The following is a 17,322-nucleotide window of genomic DNA, read 5'->3' as shown; positions in this document are numbered from 1 at the left end:
ACCGCCAAAGAACCTTTGGAGGAAGATTTGACCTCGGTCGCCCTTGGAATGCCCGCTGCTCCGCCGCCCGTTTTGGCCCCGCGCCGTAAAACCCGCCAGTTTAAGGTCGGTAGTGTAGGCGTTGGCTCAGAATCTCCTATTTCGGTGCAGTCCATGACCACCACCAAAACCCACGATATTGGTGCGACCCTGCAGCAGATTGCCGAGCTGACGGCTGCCGGCTGCGATATCGTGCGCGTTGCCTGCCCCACCGATAAGGACGCAGAAGCCCTGCCCATTATCGCCAAGCAGTCCCAGATTCCCGTGATTGCCGATATTCACTTCCAGCCCAAGTATGTCTTTGCCGCCATTGAGGCTGGCTGCGGTGCTGTGCGCGTGAATCCCGGTAACATCCGTAAGTTCGATGACCAGGTTAAGGAAATCGCTGCAGCGGCTAAGGATCACGGCACCTCTATCCGTATTGGTGTGAACGCCGGATCCCTCGATAAGCGCCTGCTGGAAAAGTACGGTAAGGCCACCCCCGAGGCTCTGGTTGAGTCAGCTGTCTGGGAAGCCTCCCTCTTTGAAGAGCACGGCTTCCAGGATTTCAAGATCTCGGTCAAGCACAACGACCCCGTCATTATGGTTGAGGCCTACCGTCAGCTAGCTGCTGCCGGTGACTGGCCCCTGCACCTGGGCGTCACCGAAGCAGGTCCCGCTTTCCAGGGCACCATTAAGTCTGCGACCGCCTTCGGCGCCCTGCTCTCAGAGGGCATTGGTGACACTATCCGCGTCTCCCTGTCTGCACCCCCGGTTGAAGAGGTCAAGGTCGGCTCCCAGATTCTTGAGTCCCTGAATCTGCGCCCCCGCAAGCTCGATATTGTTTCCTGCCCCTCCTGCGGCCGCGCCCAGGTGAACGTGTGGGAACTAGCTGAAAACGTCACCAAGGGCCTTGAAGGCATGAAGGTGCCCCTGCGCGTGGCCGTCATGGGCTGCGTCGTAAACGGCCCCGGCGAAGCCCGCGAGGCCGACTTGGGTGTAGCTTCTGGCAACGGCAAGGGCCAGATTTTCGTCAAGGGCGAGGTTATTAAGACCGTGCCCGAAGAAGACATCGTGCAGACCCTGATTGAAGAGGCCAACCGCATCGCCCGCGAGATGGAAGAACGCGGCGAAATTGACCTTTCAGGCGAACCCACCGTCTCAGTCTCCTAAGTAGCTGAAGAAAAGCCCACCGTGACCGTCTTTTCACGTTTCTCCCGCGGGGCAGAAGATGCCCTGATCCGCCCCCTCACCATCGATGACCGGGCGGAACTTGAAACTATGATTGAGTCGGACCCGGTGGGCTTTCTCTTTGCCGCCGAGCACCTGCACCACTTCGGCCTACCAGCCCCTAGTACCCTGACGTCATTGAAAACTCCCCACGGTTTCATGGGCGTCTTTGTGCCCCGCGAAGTCCCCGGAGAGATGGGACCAAAGGACGCCCCCGCCGGGTCGGCTGCGCATCTCACCGAAACCGTGGGGGAGCGCCTGCCCGCCTGTGTGCGGTCCACCCTTGAGGGACTGTTTGCGAAGGCAACCGCCAGGGTCGGCACCTCAGCTGGAGCCCACTTTGCCGAAGAGGCAGCTGCTCCGCGCACCGCCATGCCAGGTTTGGCAGAGACTCTAGTGCCGACGTCCGCACGTACCCCGGCGGTTGCCGAACCCCGCTACTGCCTGGTGGGGGCCTTCTGGTTGGGAGCTAACTGCGTTCCGCTCACCCTGCCCGAGACCCACTACCGCCAGGTTGCGGCCTATATCTGGCGGCACAACCGGCGCATCGGCTCCATCTTTGGCCACCGCGAACCGGTCATGGGAATCTGGTCGCACCTCGCTTCGCGCATGCCCACCCCCTTTGACGTGCGCGAAAACCAACCCCTTCTAGAATTGCCCGTGACCGCTGACCTGAGCGAGCTCGTCCGCGCGCCCTTGGCCCGCCCCTCCCTCGGGGCTCCCGCCATCACAGAGCCGGTGCGCTGGGCCCGCACCGATGACAGACCCAGCCTGCTGCGGGCGTCCGTCGCTATGTTCACCGAAGAAGTCGGCTATGACCCCATGACGCGTGACCCTGCAGGCTACACCCGCCGTATCGACGAACTCACCCGTACCGGCCGCACCCTGGTGGCCGTCAATAGCGAGAACGTGGTCATTTTTAAAACTGATCTGGGCCTTGCCCACGACTCCACCTGCCAGCTACAGGGGGTATGGCTACACCCTGCCTATCGCGGCCAGCGCCTAGCCCCCGTGCTCCTGGCTCAAGCCTGCCACCTCATTCGCCAGCGCTTTCCCCACCTTTCTCTCTACGTCAATGACTACAACGCCCCCGCCCGCGCCCTCTACGCCGCAACGGGCTGGCAGCAGCACTCAACCTTCGCAACCGTCCTGTTTTAAACAGACATATCCCCCAGTGGGACCACATTTGTCCCCCAAAGGGGCGGTTTTTTACCTGAATGCAAGCTGGTAGTTTTGAGAGTGCACACTTTTTACTCTGCATCGCAGGTCTGAAACCCCACCCACCCTTTTCAGGCGCAGAGCACTTGATCACCACAAACTTTTAGGGAAAGCATTGAAGAGCCTCCGTACACCTCTTGGCGTATCCACTCTCCTCGGTCTCTCACTGACCATGGCGCCCGGCGCCTTCGCCGCAGAAGCCGTGACCGTAGATACCACCACCCCCATCGGCGCATACTGGGAAAAGAACAAGGACGTTCTCGGCGCAGCAACCGGCGAACAGCAGACCTTCGCCAACGGCTCCACCCAGCAGACCTTTGAAAACGGTGTTGTCACCCAGGGCAAGTACGGCGGTGTGCAGGCAGTTACCGGCACAGCCGGCGAAGCTTTCATGAAGGCCGGCGGCGCTGAGAAGTTCGGCAACGCTGAATCAGCCCCCTGGAAGCACAGTCACTGTGGTCTCTCCATCACCACCCACGACGGTAAGACCCGCTGGCTCGTTGTGCTGGACGAAAAGACCCAGGCAGGCTCCTACATCAACCTCAACTCTGCTGAGGCCAAGAGCTGGCAGGCAGAGCGTTCCAAGACCCGCGCTTGCTTCACCAACAATGCTGTTGTTGAAACCACTCCCGTGCTGCCTGAGGCCCCGGCAGAACCTGTCGCACCCGAGACACCCGCTGAACCCGAGACCCCGGTTGCCCCTGAGGTCCCTGCTGAGCCTGTAGCTCCTGAGACTCCCGCTGAGCCCGAGACCCCGGTTGCACCCGAAACCCCTGCTGAGCCCGAGACTCCTGCCGATACCAACTTCGGCGATGCTGCCAACAAGATTGCCGATGCCCGCGCAGTTGCCGCCGCTAACGGTGTTGCCGTAGCTGAGACCGGTGGCGAACTGACCCAGGCAACCGCTGACCTGGTCACCCAGGACTTCGGCGGCAACGTCTCTGCCATCTACTCCGTTGCCCAGGACCGTGCGCTCATGATCAATACCGATGCGCTCGCAGCCTACCTGGCTCAGCCCGCTGAGTACGGTACCTACCTCTACCAGAACGAGTACACCAAGCACTGGAAGACCGGTGCCCTCGAACTGCGTGCCCTCTTCTACAACACCACCGCTGAGAACTGCTCAACCCCCGTCACCTGGGATGACCACGGCTACGCCCTGTACTCCACCGGCACCGCAGTAATCTCCCACTACTTCATCCAGTACGACGACTACGGTACCTGCATCAACTGGGACAACCAGACCACCGCCTCTCCCGTCACCTGGGGTGCGGGTCTGATGGACCGCACCGCTACCGGCACCGAGATCGACACCACCTACGACTGGTCAGCTGCTAAGTACATTCCCCTGCAGCAGGTTCTCGAGCTTCGCGTAGACGCCAACAAGGTTGTCTACATCAAGGCTGACGCCCAGGGTAAGCCCCTGCCAGGTGCTAAGCCCGTTGAGTCCTCAGCCCTGACCGAGGCGCTCAACCTCTCCGACCGCGGCCGTTTCTCCTCCTACAACGACTGGGCAGCTGGCGGTAACTGGAACATCTGGAACGAGATGACCATGCTCGGTGCCCCCGTTGCTGAAGCAACCGAAGCAACCGCTAATGGCACCACTATCGTGACCCAGCAGTTTGAAGGTGGCACCCTGGTCTGGACCAAGGGAACCGCTTTCATGAACGCCGAGCTCAACGACCTGGGCCAGGCCAAGCTGGCTTGGTACACCGCCCTGGGTCTCTAAGCCCCTAGATCGAGCAGATTTTCCTGCGAGGACGCCGGTGCCCACCTACCTGCCTATGGGCAGGGGAGCGGGCGCCGGCGTCCTCTCTTTAAGGCGGGGTACACACCCCGCCGGTTGGCGGTAAACTGGTAGATAAGTATGCCCACCCCGGCCTGCACGGTCGGTGGACGGGCCCCGTACGAGAGAAGCGAGAAACCACTTGGTCCAGCGCCTGTCCCACCTGTTCCTGCGCACCCTGCGTGAAGACCCCGTCGACGCCGAAGTCGCAAGCCACAAGCTCCTGGTACGTGCCGGCTATATCCGCCGTGCCGCCCCCGGCGTCTACACCTGGCTGCCTCTGGGGCTGAAGGTGCTGGGCAAGATTGAGAGCATCGTGCGTGAAGAAATGAACGCGATCGGTGCCCAGGAAGTTCACTTCCCTGCTCTGCTTCCCCGCGAACCCTACGAAGCGACCAACCGCTGGGAAGAATACGGCGACAACCTCTTCCGCCTGCAGGACCGTAAGGGCGCAGACATGCTGCTGGCTCCCACCCACGAGGAAATGTTTACCCTGCTGGTCAAGGACCTCTACACCTCCTACAAGGACCTGCCGGTTTACCTCTACCAGATTCAGACCAAGTACCGCGACGAAGCCCGCCCTCGCGCCGGTCTGCTGCGCGGTCGCGAGTTCATCATGAAGGACTCCTACTCCTTCAACGTCGATGATGAGGGCCTGGAAGAGGCCTACCAGGCCCACCGCGCCGCCTACATCAAGATTTTTGAGCGCCTGGGTCTTGAGATCGCTATCGTCCAGGCCCAGTCGGGTGCTATGGGCGGCTCCCGTTCCGAGGAGTTCCTGCACCCCACCCCGATTGGTGAAGATACCTTCGTGCGCTCCGAGGGCGGCTACGCGGCTAACGTTGAGGCTGTGACCACCGTGGTGCCCGAGCCCGTAGATGCGTCAGCCACCCCCGCTGCCCGCGTTGAGCTGACCCCCGACTCACCGACCATTGAAACCCTGGTTGACCAGTCCAACGCCCTGCACCCGCGCGAGGGCGAGCCCTGGACTGCTGCCGACACCCTGAAGAACGTGGTGCTGGCTGTTATCCTGCCTGACGGCAGCCGTCAGCTGGTTGCCATTGGCGTGCCCGGTGACCGCGCTGTTGACCTGGGCCGTGTCGAGGTCAACGTTGGTGCCCTGCTGGGCGTTGGCGGTGAGGTCGAGGTCGAGGCTGCCAGCGAAGAGGACTTCAAGAAGTTCCCGCAGCTGGTTAAGGGCTACATCGGCCCCGGCCTGACCCTGACCGAGAAGCTCCTGGGGACCGAATCAGCTACCGGTATTCCCTACTTTGTTGACCCCCGCGTGGTTGAGGGTTCCGCCTGGATTACCGGTGCCAACGAAGACCAGAAGCATGTCTACGACCTGGTGCTGGGCCGCGACTTTGAGGCTGACGGCGTGATTGAGGCCTGCGAGGTGCGCGAGGGCGATCCCGCTCCGGACGGCTCCGGCCCCCTGATTGCTGCCCGCGGTATCGAAATGGGCCATATCTTCGCCCTGGGCCGCAAGTACGCAGAAGCCCTGGGTCTGAAGGTGCTGGACCAGAACGGCAAGCTGCAGACCGTCACTATGGGCTCCTACGGTGTGGGCGTGACCCGCGCCCTGGCTGCCATCGCCGAGGGCAACCACGACGATAAGGGCCTGATTTGGCCCCGTAACCTGGCACCGGCCGATGTTCACGTGGTGATGACCGGTAAGGGCACCGAGGTCGTAGACGGTGCAGAAAAGCTGGTTGCTGACCTTGAAGCTGCTGGGCTTGACGTCATGTTCGACGACCGCCCCAAGGTATCTCCCGGTGTGAAGTTCGGCGACGCTGAGCTGCTGGGCGTGCCCACAATCGTGGTAGTCGGCCGCGGTTTTGCCGAGGGCAAGGTTGAAATCAAGGACCGCCGCAGCGGCGTGGCTCGCGAGGTTGCCGTAGCGGACGCCGTGACCGAGCTGCTGGCCGAGATTCAGGGCTAACACCCGCAGTAGGTACCATCTGAGTCAGAAAAGACCACCAACGAGCTGGTCATTTCTGACTTAGATGGTACCTTGTGGTTTAACCGCACTCCCAGGAAGGCATCAGCGTGCTCGACACCCTCGGCTTTGACTCTCTCGGCCTTGAGCCGACCACGCTAGTTTTGTTGCTTCTGGCTGCCCTAGCCGCTGGCTGGGTGGACGCCGTTGTGGGCGGCGGCGGCATGATTCAGCTTCCTGCGGTTCTCATGGTTCCTGGGCTATCACCGGTGCAAGCCCTCGCCGTGAACAAGCTGGGGTCTGTCTTCGGTACCCTCACCAGCGCAGCAACCTACCTGCGGCGCACCCCGGTTGATGTGCGCACCACCCTGCCTGCGGCGTCCTTGGCCTTTGTGACCAGCATGGGCGGGGCCTTGGTCGCCACAGCCCTCCCCGAAGAACTCTTTAAGCCCATCATCGTACTGGCGCTGATACTGGTGCTGGTCTACACGGTGTTCAAGCCTTCACTCGGCGAACTGACCCAGCTCAAACACCAGGGCCTGAAACACCTGATGGTGGGTCTAGGCATCGGTGCAAGCATCGGTTTTTACGACGGTCTGCTCGGGCCCGGTACCGGCTCTTTTCTGATGATGGCTATGGTGTCTTTGATGGGCTATAGCTTCTTGCAGGCAACTGCCCAGACCAAGATTATTAATGCCGCTACCAATCTTGGAGCCCTGGTGCTCTTTGCGGTGGCAGGCCAGCAGGTCTGGGCTCTTGGCCTGCTTCTGGGTATGGCCAATATGGTGGGCGGCTACCTCGGAGCCAGAACGGCTCTGGCCCGTGGAAACGGCTTTATCCGCTGGATGATGATCGCGGTGGTGAGCGCCCTCATTATCAAGCTGGGTGCCGATATTCTGGGGTCCCTTTAAGCGGCAAGCTCCTGGCTGTCGAGGGCCAGAATGAGGGCGAGAGCTTCGATGTCGTCCGCCGAGGTGGCAAGCGTCTGGTCAGCTAGGGTTGCTCTCGCATTCTGCTCAAGAGCCGCGGTGAAGTCGGTGAGTTGCTGGGGTGCGTCCGCTGCTTCGGCGAGGGGGTAGGACGCCGCCGGCGCCTCAAAGGCCCCGTAGCAGGTCAGGACGGGGGCAGCTAGGTGCCCCATATCGGTGGTAGCTGTTGCTAGCTGAGCGGCCTGGGCTGCTACGTCCGCATAGCCCTGCTCGGCACGGGCAGCGTAGACCTCGCTGACGTAGTTGAGCTGATAAATACTCTGCTGCAGGGGCAGTAGGGAGGCGGGCTGTACAGCCTGTTCACTGCCTGAACTATCGGGGGCACCGGCAGCAAGCCCCTCGTCACCGCAGACGTAGCTGCTGATTTGTGCTACCTCATCGGCCAGAGCCTCGGGGTAAGCCGAGGTAGCCAGCCCGTCCTGGCGGGCAGCCTGCCACACATCCACAACGGCGGTGAGAGCCCGAGCCCGATCATCGGCGTCCTGGGCTGTAAAACCTATCTCAAGCAGGGCCGAAACCGTGCTCTGTAGCTGCTGTTCAACAGGCTCGTAGTCCGTGACGGTCACATCTTGAGCCGCAGGCGCAAGGGACTCAAGGGCGGCTTGCGCCGCCTGCCCCAACGCGTCCTGACCCGACTCATCAGCTGCCTGCTGCAGGGCGGTCAGCTGGGCGGCCATTGTGCTCTGGTCGCTAAGGTCAGCGCGTATCTGTTCAGCCTGACGCTGTGAAAACCAGCCCACAGCAAGGAGCACCACCAGCAGGCCAGCTAATAGAGCGGCCACAAGTACCGGGGCTAGACGAACAGAGCGATTCATAGGGAGCAACCTTCCACACGATAGAGGCGGGCTAAAGCCCACCTCCCATTCTGCCAAAAAGTCCTCGCACCTGCCCGCCCTCAGCGAATTCCCGGCGATGGGGGTAGGCGCGAGTGATAGGCTTGAATGAATCTACTTGCCCCTCAACGTCAGGAGTTACGCGCGATGGCATCACCCAAAGCCAGCAAAAAGGACGCCCCCAACGCCCGCGAGCGCCGGGCCGCTGCCCGCGCTGAGCAGGGCATTACCCAAAAGACTCCCGCAGGTAGCTTTGTGAGTGTTGAGGGTGTGCGCGAGGCCATCACCCAGGTCGTGGAGCAGGACTTCAAACTGGTGCTGGAGAAACTGACCGCTAAGGGAAGCGGGGCTAACCGCACCCTGGAGATTGTGGTGGACTACCCCGAGGACCGCACCGACGCCCTGTCACTCGATACTATCGCTGAGGTATCGCAAGCCCTATCGTCTGCCCTGGATGCGGCTGACGATGGCGAAGTGCCCTACTCATTAGAGGTTTCCTCCCGCGGTGTGACCAGCCCCCTGACTGAGACCCGCCACTGGAAGCGGTCTATCGACCGTCTCATCGAGATCACTGAGACCGGGGGAGAGAAGTACCTAGCTCGACTCGATTTTGTGACCGAGGAAGGCCCGGTCCTGCGCCGGAAGAAAGAAACCAAGAAGGGCCAGCCTGAGAGCTACCGCGATGCCGTCACCCTTCCCTGGGCCACAATTTCTGCCGCAAAGGTAGAAATTGAATTCAACCGCTAGCAAGTACTCGCTAGAATAAAGAAACAAGACCACAACTCAATACTTTTGAGGCCGCGTGCCTAGGCGCGCGAACATACACCGCAAACGGTGCCGGAGCTTTTTGCCCCGGCACCGTGTTACACGGAAGGGCCAACCATGGACATTGATTTGAGCAACCTCCGCCTGCTCGAAAAAGAGCGCGACATCTCAATCGACAACCTGATCCCGATGATTGAGAGCGCCATCCTGCTGGCCTACCAGAAGCAGCCCGGTGCCATCCGTGGCTCACGTGCAGAGCTTGACCGCACCAGCGGTAAGGTCACTATCTGGGCTCCTGAACTCGATGAGAACGACCAGCAGATCGGTGAGTTCGACGATACTCCCAATAACTTTGGTCGTATCGCGGCTTCTACTGCCCGTCAGGTCATCCAGCAGCGTCTGCGCGATGCCCAGGATTCAGCCGTGCTCGGTGAGTTTAAAGACCGCGAAGGTCAGCTGATTTCAGGCGTTATTCAGCAGGGCCCCAACCCTCGCATGATCCATGTCGATCTCGGCACCCTTGAAGCTGTTCTCCCTACCGCCGAGCAGGTACCCGGTGAGCGCTACGCCCACAACACCCGCATCCGCGCCTACGTACTAGAAGCCAGGCGTGGTCCCAAGGGTCCTTCCATCGTGCTTTCCCGCTCCCACCCCAACCTGGTGCGTCGCCTCTTTGAGCATGAGGTTCCCGAAATCGCCGATGGCTCAGTTGAAATCATGGCCATTGCCCGCGAAGCCGGCCACCGCACCAAGATTGCTGTACGCGCCACCAAGCCCGGTGTTAACCCCAAGGGCTCGTGCATCGGCGAAATGGGCGCCCGAGTTCGCGCGGTGATGGGTGAGCTCAACAACGAGAAGATTGATATCGTTGACCACTCCGAGAGCCCCGAAGAGTTCATTGCCGCAGCTCTCTCGCCGGCTAAGGTCAGCGAAGTCACCGTCACCGAACGTAAGACCTTCTCAGCCCGTGCTATCGTGCCCGATGACCAGCTTTCCCTAGCCATCGGCAAGGAAGGGCAGAACGCCCGCCTGGCCGCTAAGCTCACCGGCTGGCGTATCGACATCATCTCAGCCTCCAAATACGAAGCCGCAATGGCAGCAGCCCGAGCAGCCCAGGAAGAAAGCGCTGAAGAAGCGCCCGAATCTGACGCTGAATAAGAGAGCTGACTAACATATTTGCCGTTAGCCCCCGCAAGGGGGCTAAACTGGTCTATAGAGGTCACATCACTATAGAGTGCTCATGACTGGTCAGCAGCCAGCCATGCCTGCCAGCTCGCGCTAATGAGCTGGCAGTAAACAGGTCAACAACACGAAGGGAGCGCCCCAGCTGCACACCCCCGTCCGCACCTGCATCGGCTGCCGAACCACAGCACCCGCCCATGACCTCGTCCGTATTGCCCTGACCCAGACTGAACCACCGCGTGCAGTCTTTGACCGGGCCAAAAACCTCCCGGGGCGTGGAGCCTGGCTCCACCACACACCCGAATGCCTTGCCCAAGCGCTTAAGAAAAACGCGCTCGCCAGGGCCTTTAGAACCCGGGTCGAAGCCAATGAACTGGTGATCCCAGCATAATGGGGCACCGGTTCAACCCCGCCAGGGGTGGCGAACCAACAATGTCAACGAGTTTGACGACTTACTGTGTACGAAAGCGAGTCAGAAAACTGATGGAAACCCGATGAGTGCCGCGCAATGAGTACTTTCCTGTGCTCGCCCACCGGCAAAAACCCAGCTGCAACCCAGCTGATACCTCATACAAACTGAAGGTTCGCCCCTGTTCGGTGCGAACCAGAACAGGAGAAAAGTGGCTAAGCCCCGCGTTCACGAGATCGCTAAAGAACTCGGAATCCCCTCAAAAGAAGCTGTCGCAAAGCTTCAGGAACTTGGCGAGTTCGTCAAGGGTGCATCATCTACCCTTGAACCGCCCGTTGTAAAGAAACTCCGCGCCGCCTTCCCCAAGGCTGCCGCCTCTGCTGAGGCTCCCGCAGCCGAGAAGAAGGACGCCGCAGCCCCCAAGGCAGCAGCTCCCAAGCCCGGTGCATCCGCACCTAAGCCTGGCGCAGGTGCTCCTAAGCCCGGTGCCGCAGCTCCCAAGCCTGCCACCCCGGCAGCTCCTGCTGCCCCCAAGCCCGTAGCAGAGCCCGCCCCCGCCGCTGAGAAGAAGGAAGCCGCCGCTAAGCCCGCTGGCCCCCGCCCCGGCAACAACCCCTTCTCAACCACTCAGGGTATGTCTGCTCCTAAGCCGGCAGCTCCCAAGCCCGCGGCCCCCAAGCCTGCTGGCGCTAAGCCCGGCCCCCGCCCCGGCAACAATCCCTTCGCCCCCTCACAGGGCATGGGCAAGCGCAACGACCGCAATGACCGCGGCGAGCGTTCAGGCGGTCCCCGCCCCGCAGGCGGCCGTAACGCCCGTGGCAACAACCCCGGCGGCCCCCGTCCTGCCGGTGCCGGTGGCCCCCGTCCCGCAGGCGGACGCAACAACGCCCCCCGCCCTGCAGGCGCAGGTGCCGGTGGCCCCCGTCCTGCCGGCGGCGCACCCCGCCCCGCACCCGCAGGTGGCGGCAACCGCCCCTCACCCAACATGATGCCCACCAAGATGAGCGGTAACGTCGGCGCCCGTGGCGGCGCCGGTGCCCCCTCAGGTGGCGGCCCCCGTCGCGGCTCGGGCGGCCCCGGCGGCGGTAACGGTGGCGGCGGCTTCAACCGCGGCCCCGGTCGCGGTGGCCCCGGTGGCGGTCGAGGCAACGCCCAGGGTGCCTTCGGTCGCGGTGGCGGTAAAAAGAAGAAGGGCAAGACTAAGTCAGCTCTGCGTCGTGAAGAGCAGCTGCGTCAGCCTACCATCGGTGGCGTAGCCGTACCCCACGGCGACGGTACCACCGAGATCCGTATGCGTCGCGGTGCCTCACTGATGGACTTCGCCGAGAAGATTGGCGCAAACGCCGCAGCCCTGGTAACCGTACTGATTCACCTGGGTGAAATGGCAACCCAGACCCAGTCCCTCGACGAGGACACCTTCGAGCTGCTCGGCGCCGAACTGGGCTACGTCATCAAGATCGTTTCCCCCGAGGACGAAGAGCGCGAACTGCTCGAATCCTTCGACATCAACCTGGCTGCTGAAGCCGAGGCCGAGGACGACGAAGTACTTGAAGTACGCCCGCCCGTCGTGACCGTCATGGGTCACGTCGACCACGGTAAGACCCGCCTGCTCGACGCCATCCGCAACACCAACGTCATCGACGGTGAAGCCGGCGGCATCACCCAGCACATCGGTGCTTACCAGATCCACACCGAGGTCGAAGGCGAAGAGCGCTACCTGACCTTCATCGACACCCCCGGTCACGAGGCCTTCACCGCCATGCGTGCCCGCGGTGCCAAGGTCACCGACATCGCGATCCTGGTAGTAGCTGCGGACGACGGCGTTATGCCCCAGACCGTTGAAGCCCTCAACCACGCCCAGGCCGCAGGCGTACCGATCGTTGTTGCCGTCAACAAGATCGATAAAGAAGGCGCTAACCCCGACAAGATCCGCGGTCAGCTCACCGAATACGGCCTGGTACCCGAAGAATACGGTGGCGACACCATGTTCGTAGAGGTCTCAGCCCGCCAGGGTAAGAACATCGACGAACTGCTCGCAGCCGTCACCCTGACCGCCGACGGCGCCCTCGAACTGAAGGCTAACCCCAACAAGGAAGCCCGCGGCGTAGCCATCGAAGCTAACCTCGACAAGGGCCGCGGTGCCGTCACCACCGTCCTCGTCCAGTCAGGTACCCTGCGCGTCGGCGACGCCATCGTCGCAGGCTCCGCCTACGGCCGCGTCCGCGCCATGTTCGACGAAAACGGCAACAACGTCGAAGAAGCCGGCCCCTCACGCCCCGTGCAGGTACTCGGCCTCAACACCGTACCCCGCGCAGGCGACACCTTCCTCTCCACCGAAGAAGAACGTACCGCCCGCCAGATCGCCGAAAAGCGTGAAGCAGCCGACCGCAACGCCCAGCTAGCCAAGCGCCGCAAGCGCGTCACCCTCGAATCCTTCGACGCCGCAGTGGCAGAAGGCAAGATGGACACCCTCAACCTCATCATCAAGGGCGACGTCTCCGGTGCTGTTGAAGCCCTGGAAGAGTCCCTCATGAAGATCGAGGTAGGCGGCGACGAAGTTCAGCTGCGCGTCATCCACCGCGGTGTAGGTGCTATCACCCAGAACGACGTCAACCTGGCAACCGTCGATAACGCAATCATCATCGGCTTCAACGTCCGCCCCGCCGAACGCGTGGCAGAACTGGCCGACCGTGAAGGCGTAGAAATGAAGTTCTACTCCGTCATCTACCGCGCTATCGAAGAAGTCGAAGCAGCCGTCAAGGGCATGCTCAAGCCCGAATACGAAGAAGTCGAACTCGGCTCCGCCGAAATCCGCGAAGTCTTCCGCTCCTCCAAGTGGGGCAACATCGCAGGCTCTATCGTCAAGACCGGCATCATCAAGCGCAACTCCAAGGCCCGCCTGGTACGCGACGGTGCAGTTGTCGCCGACAACCTCACCATCGAATCCCTGCGCCGCTTCAAGGACGACGCCACCGAAGTCCGCGAAGGCTACGAGTGTGGTATCGGCCTGGGCTCCTTCAACGACATCAAGGAAGGCGATGTCATTGAAACCTGGGAGATGCAGGAAAAGCCCCGCGTCTAGGCTTCTACCTGGTTGATATTAAGGACGTCGGCGGGCGGGGCGCCCCACCCGCCGGCATCCCTTAACGCCAGACCCGGCCAGCCGGCTCTGGGGCGCCCCGCCCCGCCGGGTATGCCGGGTACATAACCTAGCAATCACGCTAAGGCACCCTAGGGTTCGCGCTTGCTGCAGACCCTCTCGCCTGGTTCGCTTCGCTCACAAGGCGATTCACGCCAGCCGCCGAGCCAGCAGCTTCGCCGCGAACCCTAGGGTGCCTTTACACTTAAACATAGAAACCTCTCTAGAGAAGGAGAACATCATGGCAGATCCGGCACGCGCCGCCCGCCTAGCCGACCGCATTAAGGTCATCGTTGCCCAGGCCCTCGAACGCCGCATCAAAGACCCCCGCCTCGGCTTCATCACCGTCACCGATGCCCGTGTCACCAACGACCTCCAGCACGCCACCATCTACTACACCGTCTTCGGCTCCGAAGAAGAGCAGGCCTCTACCAAGGCTGCCCTCGAATCAGCCAAGGGCATCCTGCGCTCAGAGGTCGGCAAGAACATCACCGCGCGCCTGACCCCCACCCTCACCTTCGTCCCCGACGAAGTACCCGTCAACGCAGCCCACATTGAAGATCTGCTGCGCAAGACCAAGGAACGCGACGCCGAACTGGCCGCCGCCCGCGAAGGCGCCGAATACGCCGGTGGCGAGGATGCCTACAAGAGCACCGAAACCGAGGAAGACGAAGCCTAAACCGTGGCCAAGAAAGCACCCACCGGGCCCTCGGGCCTCATCGTCGTTGACAAACCCGCCGGACTCACCAGCCACGACGTGGTCTCCAAAATGCGGTGGATCGCCGGCACCCGCAAAGTCGGGCACGCCGGCACCCTCGATCCCATGGCCACGGGGGTGCTCATCCTTGGCGTCAACAAGGCAACCCGCCTGCTCACCTGGGTCGTAGGGGAGACCAAGACCTACACCGCCACCATCCGCCTCGGCGTCTCAACCCTCACCGACGACGCGGACGGCGAAGCCACCGCCGTCGCTAACGACGGTGCGCTGGATAGTATCAGCGAGGACGCCATCAGGCAGCACATTGCCGCCCTCACCGGCGACATCATGCAGGTACCCTCCGCCGTCTCGGCCATCAAAGTCAACGGGGTACGCTCCTACGCCCGCGTACGCTCAGGAGAAGAAGTCGAACTCGAAGCCCGGCCCATCACCGTACACTCCTTCGACCTGCACGAGGCTCGCCCCACCACCGCCACCTACCAGCTGGGCGAAGAAGAGGTGAGCACCAGCGTCCTTGACCTCGACGTCACCGTCGTCTGCTCAGCAGGCACCTACATCCGCGCCCTAGCCCGCGACCTCGGTGCAGCCCTAGGAACCGGCGCCCACCTCACCGCCCTGCGCCGCACCGCCATCGGCGAAATCCGCGCCGAAGACGCCCACACCCTCGACGAACTCATCGCCGGGCGAGAAGCAGAACAAGCAGCCCCCCTGCTACCCATCGAAGAAGCAGCTCGCCGCCTCTTTGTCGTCCGCAACCTCACCGCAGCCGAAGCCACCGACCTCGCCAACGGCCGCCGTATCACTCCCACAGACGGAGCCATCGGCACTTCAACCCCCAAACGCGGGTCAGTCGGCGGGCACGACAAACCCACCACCACCGGCCTCACCGCCGCCTTCGCCCCCAACGGCACCCTCGTCGCCATCATCGAAAACACCCGCTTCCGCCGCGAAAACGTAGCCGCCCCCGTGCTCGTCTTCGAAGCCGGAACAACCTTCAAGGAAAACTAACCCGTCATGATGATCGCCGGACTCGACCTCTGGTTCTGGGCCATAACCGCACTCGGCCTAGCCTCCTTCCTCATCTGCCTCACCCGCTTCCTACGCGGAGCAGCCCCCGACGACTGGTCCCAAGGCTCCGTCATTCTTCTTGAAGCCTTCCTCATCATCTACCTGGTCGGCTCCATCATCATGCAGGTCACAACGGACGGCCCCAGCGGCGACTGGCTCGAATACTACGGCTACCTGCTCACCGCCATGATTATCCCCGTCGGCACCTTCATCTGGTCACTCTCCGAACGAACCCGCTGGTCAACCCTGGTGCTAGGGCTAACCGGGCCGGTGCTGATTATCATGGTGCACCGTATGAACATGCTCTGGTACTACTATTAGGTCGATGCACTGGGGTGCGGTAGAAAGTGAGCGCAGGGCGTGCGCTCAAGGCCAGAAACGCCAGTAAGAGCAGCATCAACATTGCTTGGGAGATGGAAGAAGACAATGAATCAAAAACAGAACAAAGCCTCCGCTACAAAAAATAGCGGCTTTGGCCGCCTGCTCGTCGTCATCTACGGCGTCTTTACCCTGTCGGCGGGGGCCCGGGCCCTCTACCAGGTCATCCGCAAGTTCGATGAAGCCCCGCTGTCTATCAGCCTTTCAGCGCTCTCGGCCCTCATCTACCTGGTTGCCACTATCGCTTTGGCTAAGAAGGGTGAGGGGGCCTGGAAAATCTCCCTGGCCGCCGTCAGCATCGAAATGGCCGGCGTGCTCATCATCGGCATCTTCTCCTACCTGCAACCCCAGCACTTTGAGCTAGCTTCTGTCTGGTCCCACTTCGGATCCGGTTACGGCTACATCCCCCTGATTCTGCCCATGGTAGGCCTCTGGTGGCTCAACAAAACCCTCCCCAGCCGCACCCGCTAACCAGCAGCGTCCGCCTACCCTCAGCAGAAGGCCCCAAATACGCGTAGTATAGACACGAAGCAACCCAACCGAGGAGCACAGTGAAGCGCTTTACCGATCTCGCCCAGATCCCCGCCGACTTCGGCCCCACCGTGGTCACCATCGGTAACTTCGATGGCGTGCACATCGGCCACCAAAAAGTGCTCTCCACCCTGGTCAACACCGCTAAAGTGCACGGCCTTTCCTCTGTCGCCGTCTCCTTCGACCCCCACCCCGCCCGCGTCCACGGCCCTGCTGGGGTGCACATCGAAATCATGGGGCAGGACGGCCGCCAAAAAATCCTCGCTGACCTCGGCGTCGACTACTACCTGCTGCTGCACTATAACCTAGCCTTCGCCGCCCAAACCCCCGAAGAATTCGTCAAACGAACCTTTGTCGATGCCCTCAACGCCAAATTCGTGGTCATCGGCGATGACGTCCGCTTCGGCACCAACAACTCCGGCGACCTCAACACCATGAAGGAACTCGGCCAAAAATACGGCTTTGAGGTACTCGTTGTTGAAGACCTGCTCGCCCACGATGACCGCCGCTGCTCATCGACTTCCATTCGGCAGTTGCTCGCCGAAGGACGGGTACGCGACGCCGCCTCTATTCTGGGCCGCAACCACTACATGAGCGGCGAAGTCGTGCACGGCGCTGCCCGCGGCCGCGAACTCGGCTTCCCCACCGCCAACATGGACGTCGACTCCGTCGGCCTCGTACCCGGTGACGGGGTCTACGCAGGCTGGCTCATCGACGAGGCAGGAACCCGCCACCCCGTCGCCGTATCGGTGGGCACTAACCCCACCTTCGAAGGCATCACCACCCGTCAGGTCGAAGCCCACGTCATCGGCCGCCCCGAAGAGAAGGTCGAAGACTTCAACCTCTACGGGCAGCATGTCACCCTGGAATTTGTGGACTATCTGCGCGGCATGGTCGCCTACACCGGCGTCGAAGCCCTCATTGAGCAGATGCACGCCGACGTTGAAAAGGCCAAAACTATCCTCGGCATCAGCTAGCGCACAGAGAAAAGTTCCCGGAATAAGAGGTCTTATTCCGGGAACTTTTTACGTGGGATCCTTGCTCTTGCGGGAAAGGGTGGGAAGGGCAGCAGGCTCACAGCGAAGCTGCTGGCTCGGGGCTGGCGTGAATCGCTTGTGA

15 protein-coding genes are annotated in these 17,322 nt (G+C 61.9%); 14 read left to right on the top strand and 1 reads right to left on the bottom strand.

Features of this window, described 5'->3' with window-relative positions; all coding sequences use genetic code 11:
* Window positions 1-27 precede the first annotated feature (27 nt).
* The 5 genes from ispG (at window position 28) to ACEE43_RS05350 (ending at window position 7,102) form a co-directional block, all read left to right on the top strand.
* A complete protein-coding gene (gene ispG, locus ACEE43_RS05370; protein WP_185173294.1) occupies window positions 28-1,191 on the top strand; it encodes a flavodoxin-dependent (E)-4-hydroxy-3-methylbut-2-enyl-diphosphate synthase in 1,164 nt (387 codons plus the stop codon).
* Between the two features lie 21 nt (window positions 1,192-1,212).
* Window positions 1,213-2,406, top strand: coding sequence for a GNAT family N-acetyltransferase (locus tag ACEE43_RS05365; RefSeq protein WP_449107854.1), 1,194 nt, complete (start codon window positions 1,213-1,215; stop codon window positions 2,404-2,406).
* 262 nt (window positions 2,407-2,668) lie between these two features.
* Entirely contained in the window at window positions 2,669-4,195 is a 1,527-nt protein-coding gene (locus ACEE43_RS05360; protein WP_449107853.1) for a hypothetical protein, read from the top strand.
* Window positions 4,196-4,394: 199 nt separating this feature from the next.
* Complete coding sequence (locus ACEE43_RS05355; RefSeq protein WP_449107852.1) at window positions 4,395-6,194, top strand: proline--tRNA ligase; 1,800 nt, start codon at window positions 4,395-4,397, stop codon at window positions 6,192-6,194.
* Between the two features lie 107 nt (window positions 6,195-6,301).
* Window positions 6,302-7,102: a TSUP family transporter gene (locus ACEE43_RS05350; RefSeq protein WP_449107851.1), complete on the top strand. Its 801-nt coding sequence runs from the start codon at window positions 6,302-6,304 to the stop codon at window positions 7,100-7,102.
* Here the strand turns inward: ACEE43_RS05350 and ACEE43_RS05345 are convergent.
* Window positions 7,099-7,995, bottom strand: coding sequence for a hypothetical protein (locus ACEE43_RS05345; RefSeq protein WP_449107850.1), 897 nt, complete (start codon window positions 7,993-7,995; stop codon window positions 7,099-7,101). The genes ACEE43_RS05350 and ACEE43_RS05345 overlap by 4 nt on opposite strands.
* 165 nt (window positions 7,996-8,160) lie before the next feature.
* Between ACEE43_RS05345 and ACEE43_RS05340 the strand changes: the two genes are divergently transcribed.
* From ACEE43_RS05340 to ACEE43_RS05300, 9 genes are all read left to right on the top strand, one after another.
* Window positions 8,161-8,760 (top strand): ribosome maturation factor RimP, encoded by a 600-nt coding sequence (locus tag ACEE43_RS05340; RefSeq protein ID WP_449107849.1) that lies wholly within the window; start codon window positions 8,161-8,163, stop codon window positions 8,758-8,760.
* Between the two features lie 135 nt (window positions 8,761-8,895).
* Window positions 8,896-9,936: a transcription termination factor NusA gene (nusA, locus tag ACEE43_RS05335; protein ID WP_237197266.1), complete on the top strand. Its 1,041-nt coding sequence runs from the start codon at window positions 8,896-8,898 to the stop codon at window positions 9,934-9,936.
* A gap of 169 nt (window positions 9,937-10,105) precedes the next feature.
* The gene (locus ACEE43_RS05330; protein ID WP_336603566.1) at window positions 10,106-10,351 is read left to right on the top strand and encodes a YlxR family protein; all 246 of its coding nucleotides are present in this window, start codon (window positions 10,106-10,108) and stop codon (window positions 10,349-10,351) included.
* A 229-nt stretch (window positions 10,352-10,580) separates the two neighbouring features.
* Entirely contained in the window at window positions 10,581-13,451 is a 2,871-nt protein-coding gene (infB, locus tag ACEE43_RS05325; RefSeq protein ID WP_449107848.1) for a translation initiation factor IF-2, read from the top strand.
* A 298-nt stretch (window positions 13,452-13,749) separates the two neighbouring features.
* Window positions 13,750-14,187, top strand: coding sequence for a 30S ribosome-binding factor RbfA (rbfA, locus tag ACEE43_RS05320; protein ID WP_185173286.1), 438 nt, complete (start codon window positions 13,750-13,752; stop codon window positions 14,185-14,187).
* Window positions 14,188-14,190: 3 nt separating this feature from the next.
* Window positions 14,191-15,234 carry a tRNA pseudouridine(55) synthase TruB gene (gene truB / locus ACEE43_RS05315; protein ID WP_449107847.1) on the top strand — a complete coding sequence of 348 codons (1,044 nt, stop codon included), beginning with the start codon at window positions 14,191-14,193 and terminating at the stop codon, window positions 15,232-15,234.
* 6 nt (window positions 15,235-15,240) lie between these two features.
* Window positions 15,241-15,615 carry a hypothetical protein gene (locus ACEE43_RS05310; protein WP_237212103.1) on the top strand — a complete coding sequence of 125 codons (375 nt, stop codon included), beginning with the start codon at window positions 15,241-15,243 and terminating at the stop codon, window positions 15,613-15,615.
* A gap of 105 nt (window positions 15,616-15,720) precedes the next feature.
* Window positions 15,721-16,143: a hypothetical protein gene (locus ACEE43_RS05305; protein WP_449107846.1), complete on the top strand. Its 423-nt coding sequence runs from the start codon at window positions 15,721-15,723 to the stop codon at window positions 16,141-16,143.
* Between the two features lie 80 nt (window positions 16,144-16,223).
* Entirely contained in the window at window positions 16,224-17,180 is a 957-nt protein-coding gene (locus ACEE43_RS05300; RefSeq protein WP_449107845.1) for a bifunctional riboflavin kinase/FAD synthetase, read from the top strand.
* Window positions 17,181-17,322: the final 142 nt, after the last annotated feature.

Source organism: Rothia sp. 11254D007BW (genome assembly GCF_053548195.1).
This window is presented reverse-complemented; position numbering and strand designations above follow the sequence as displayed.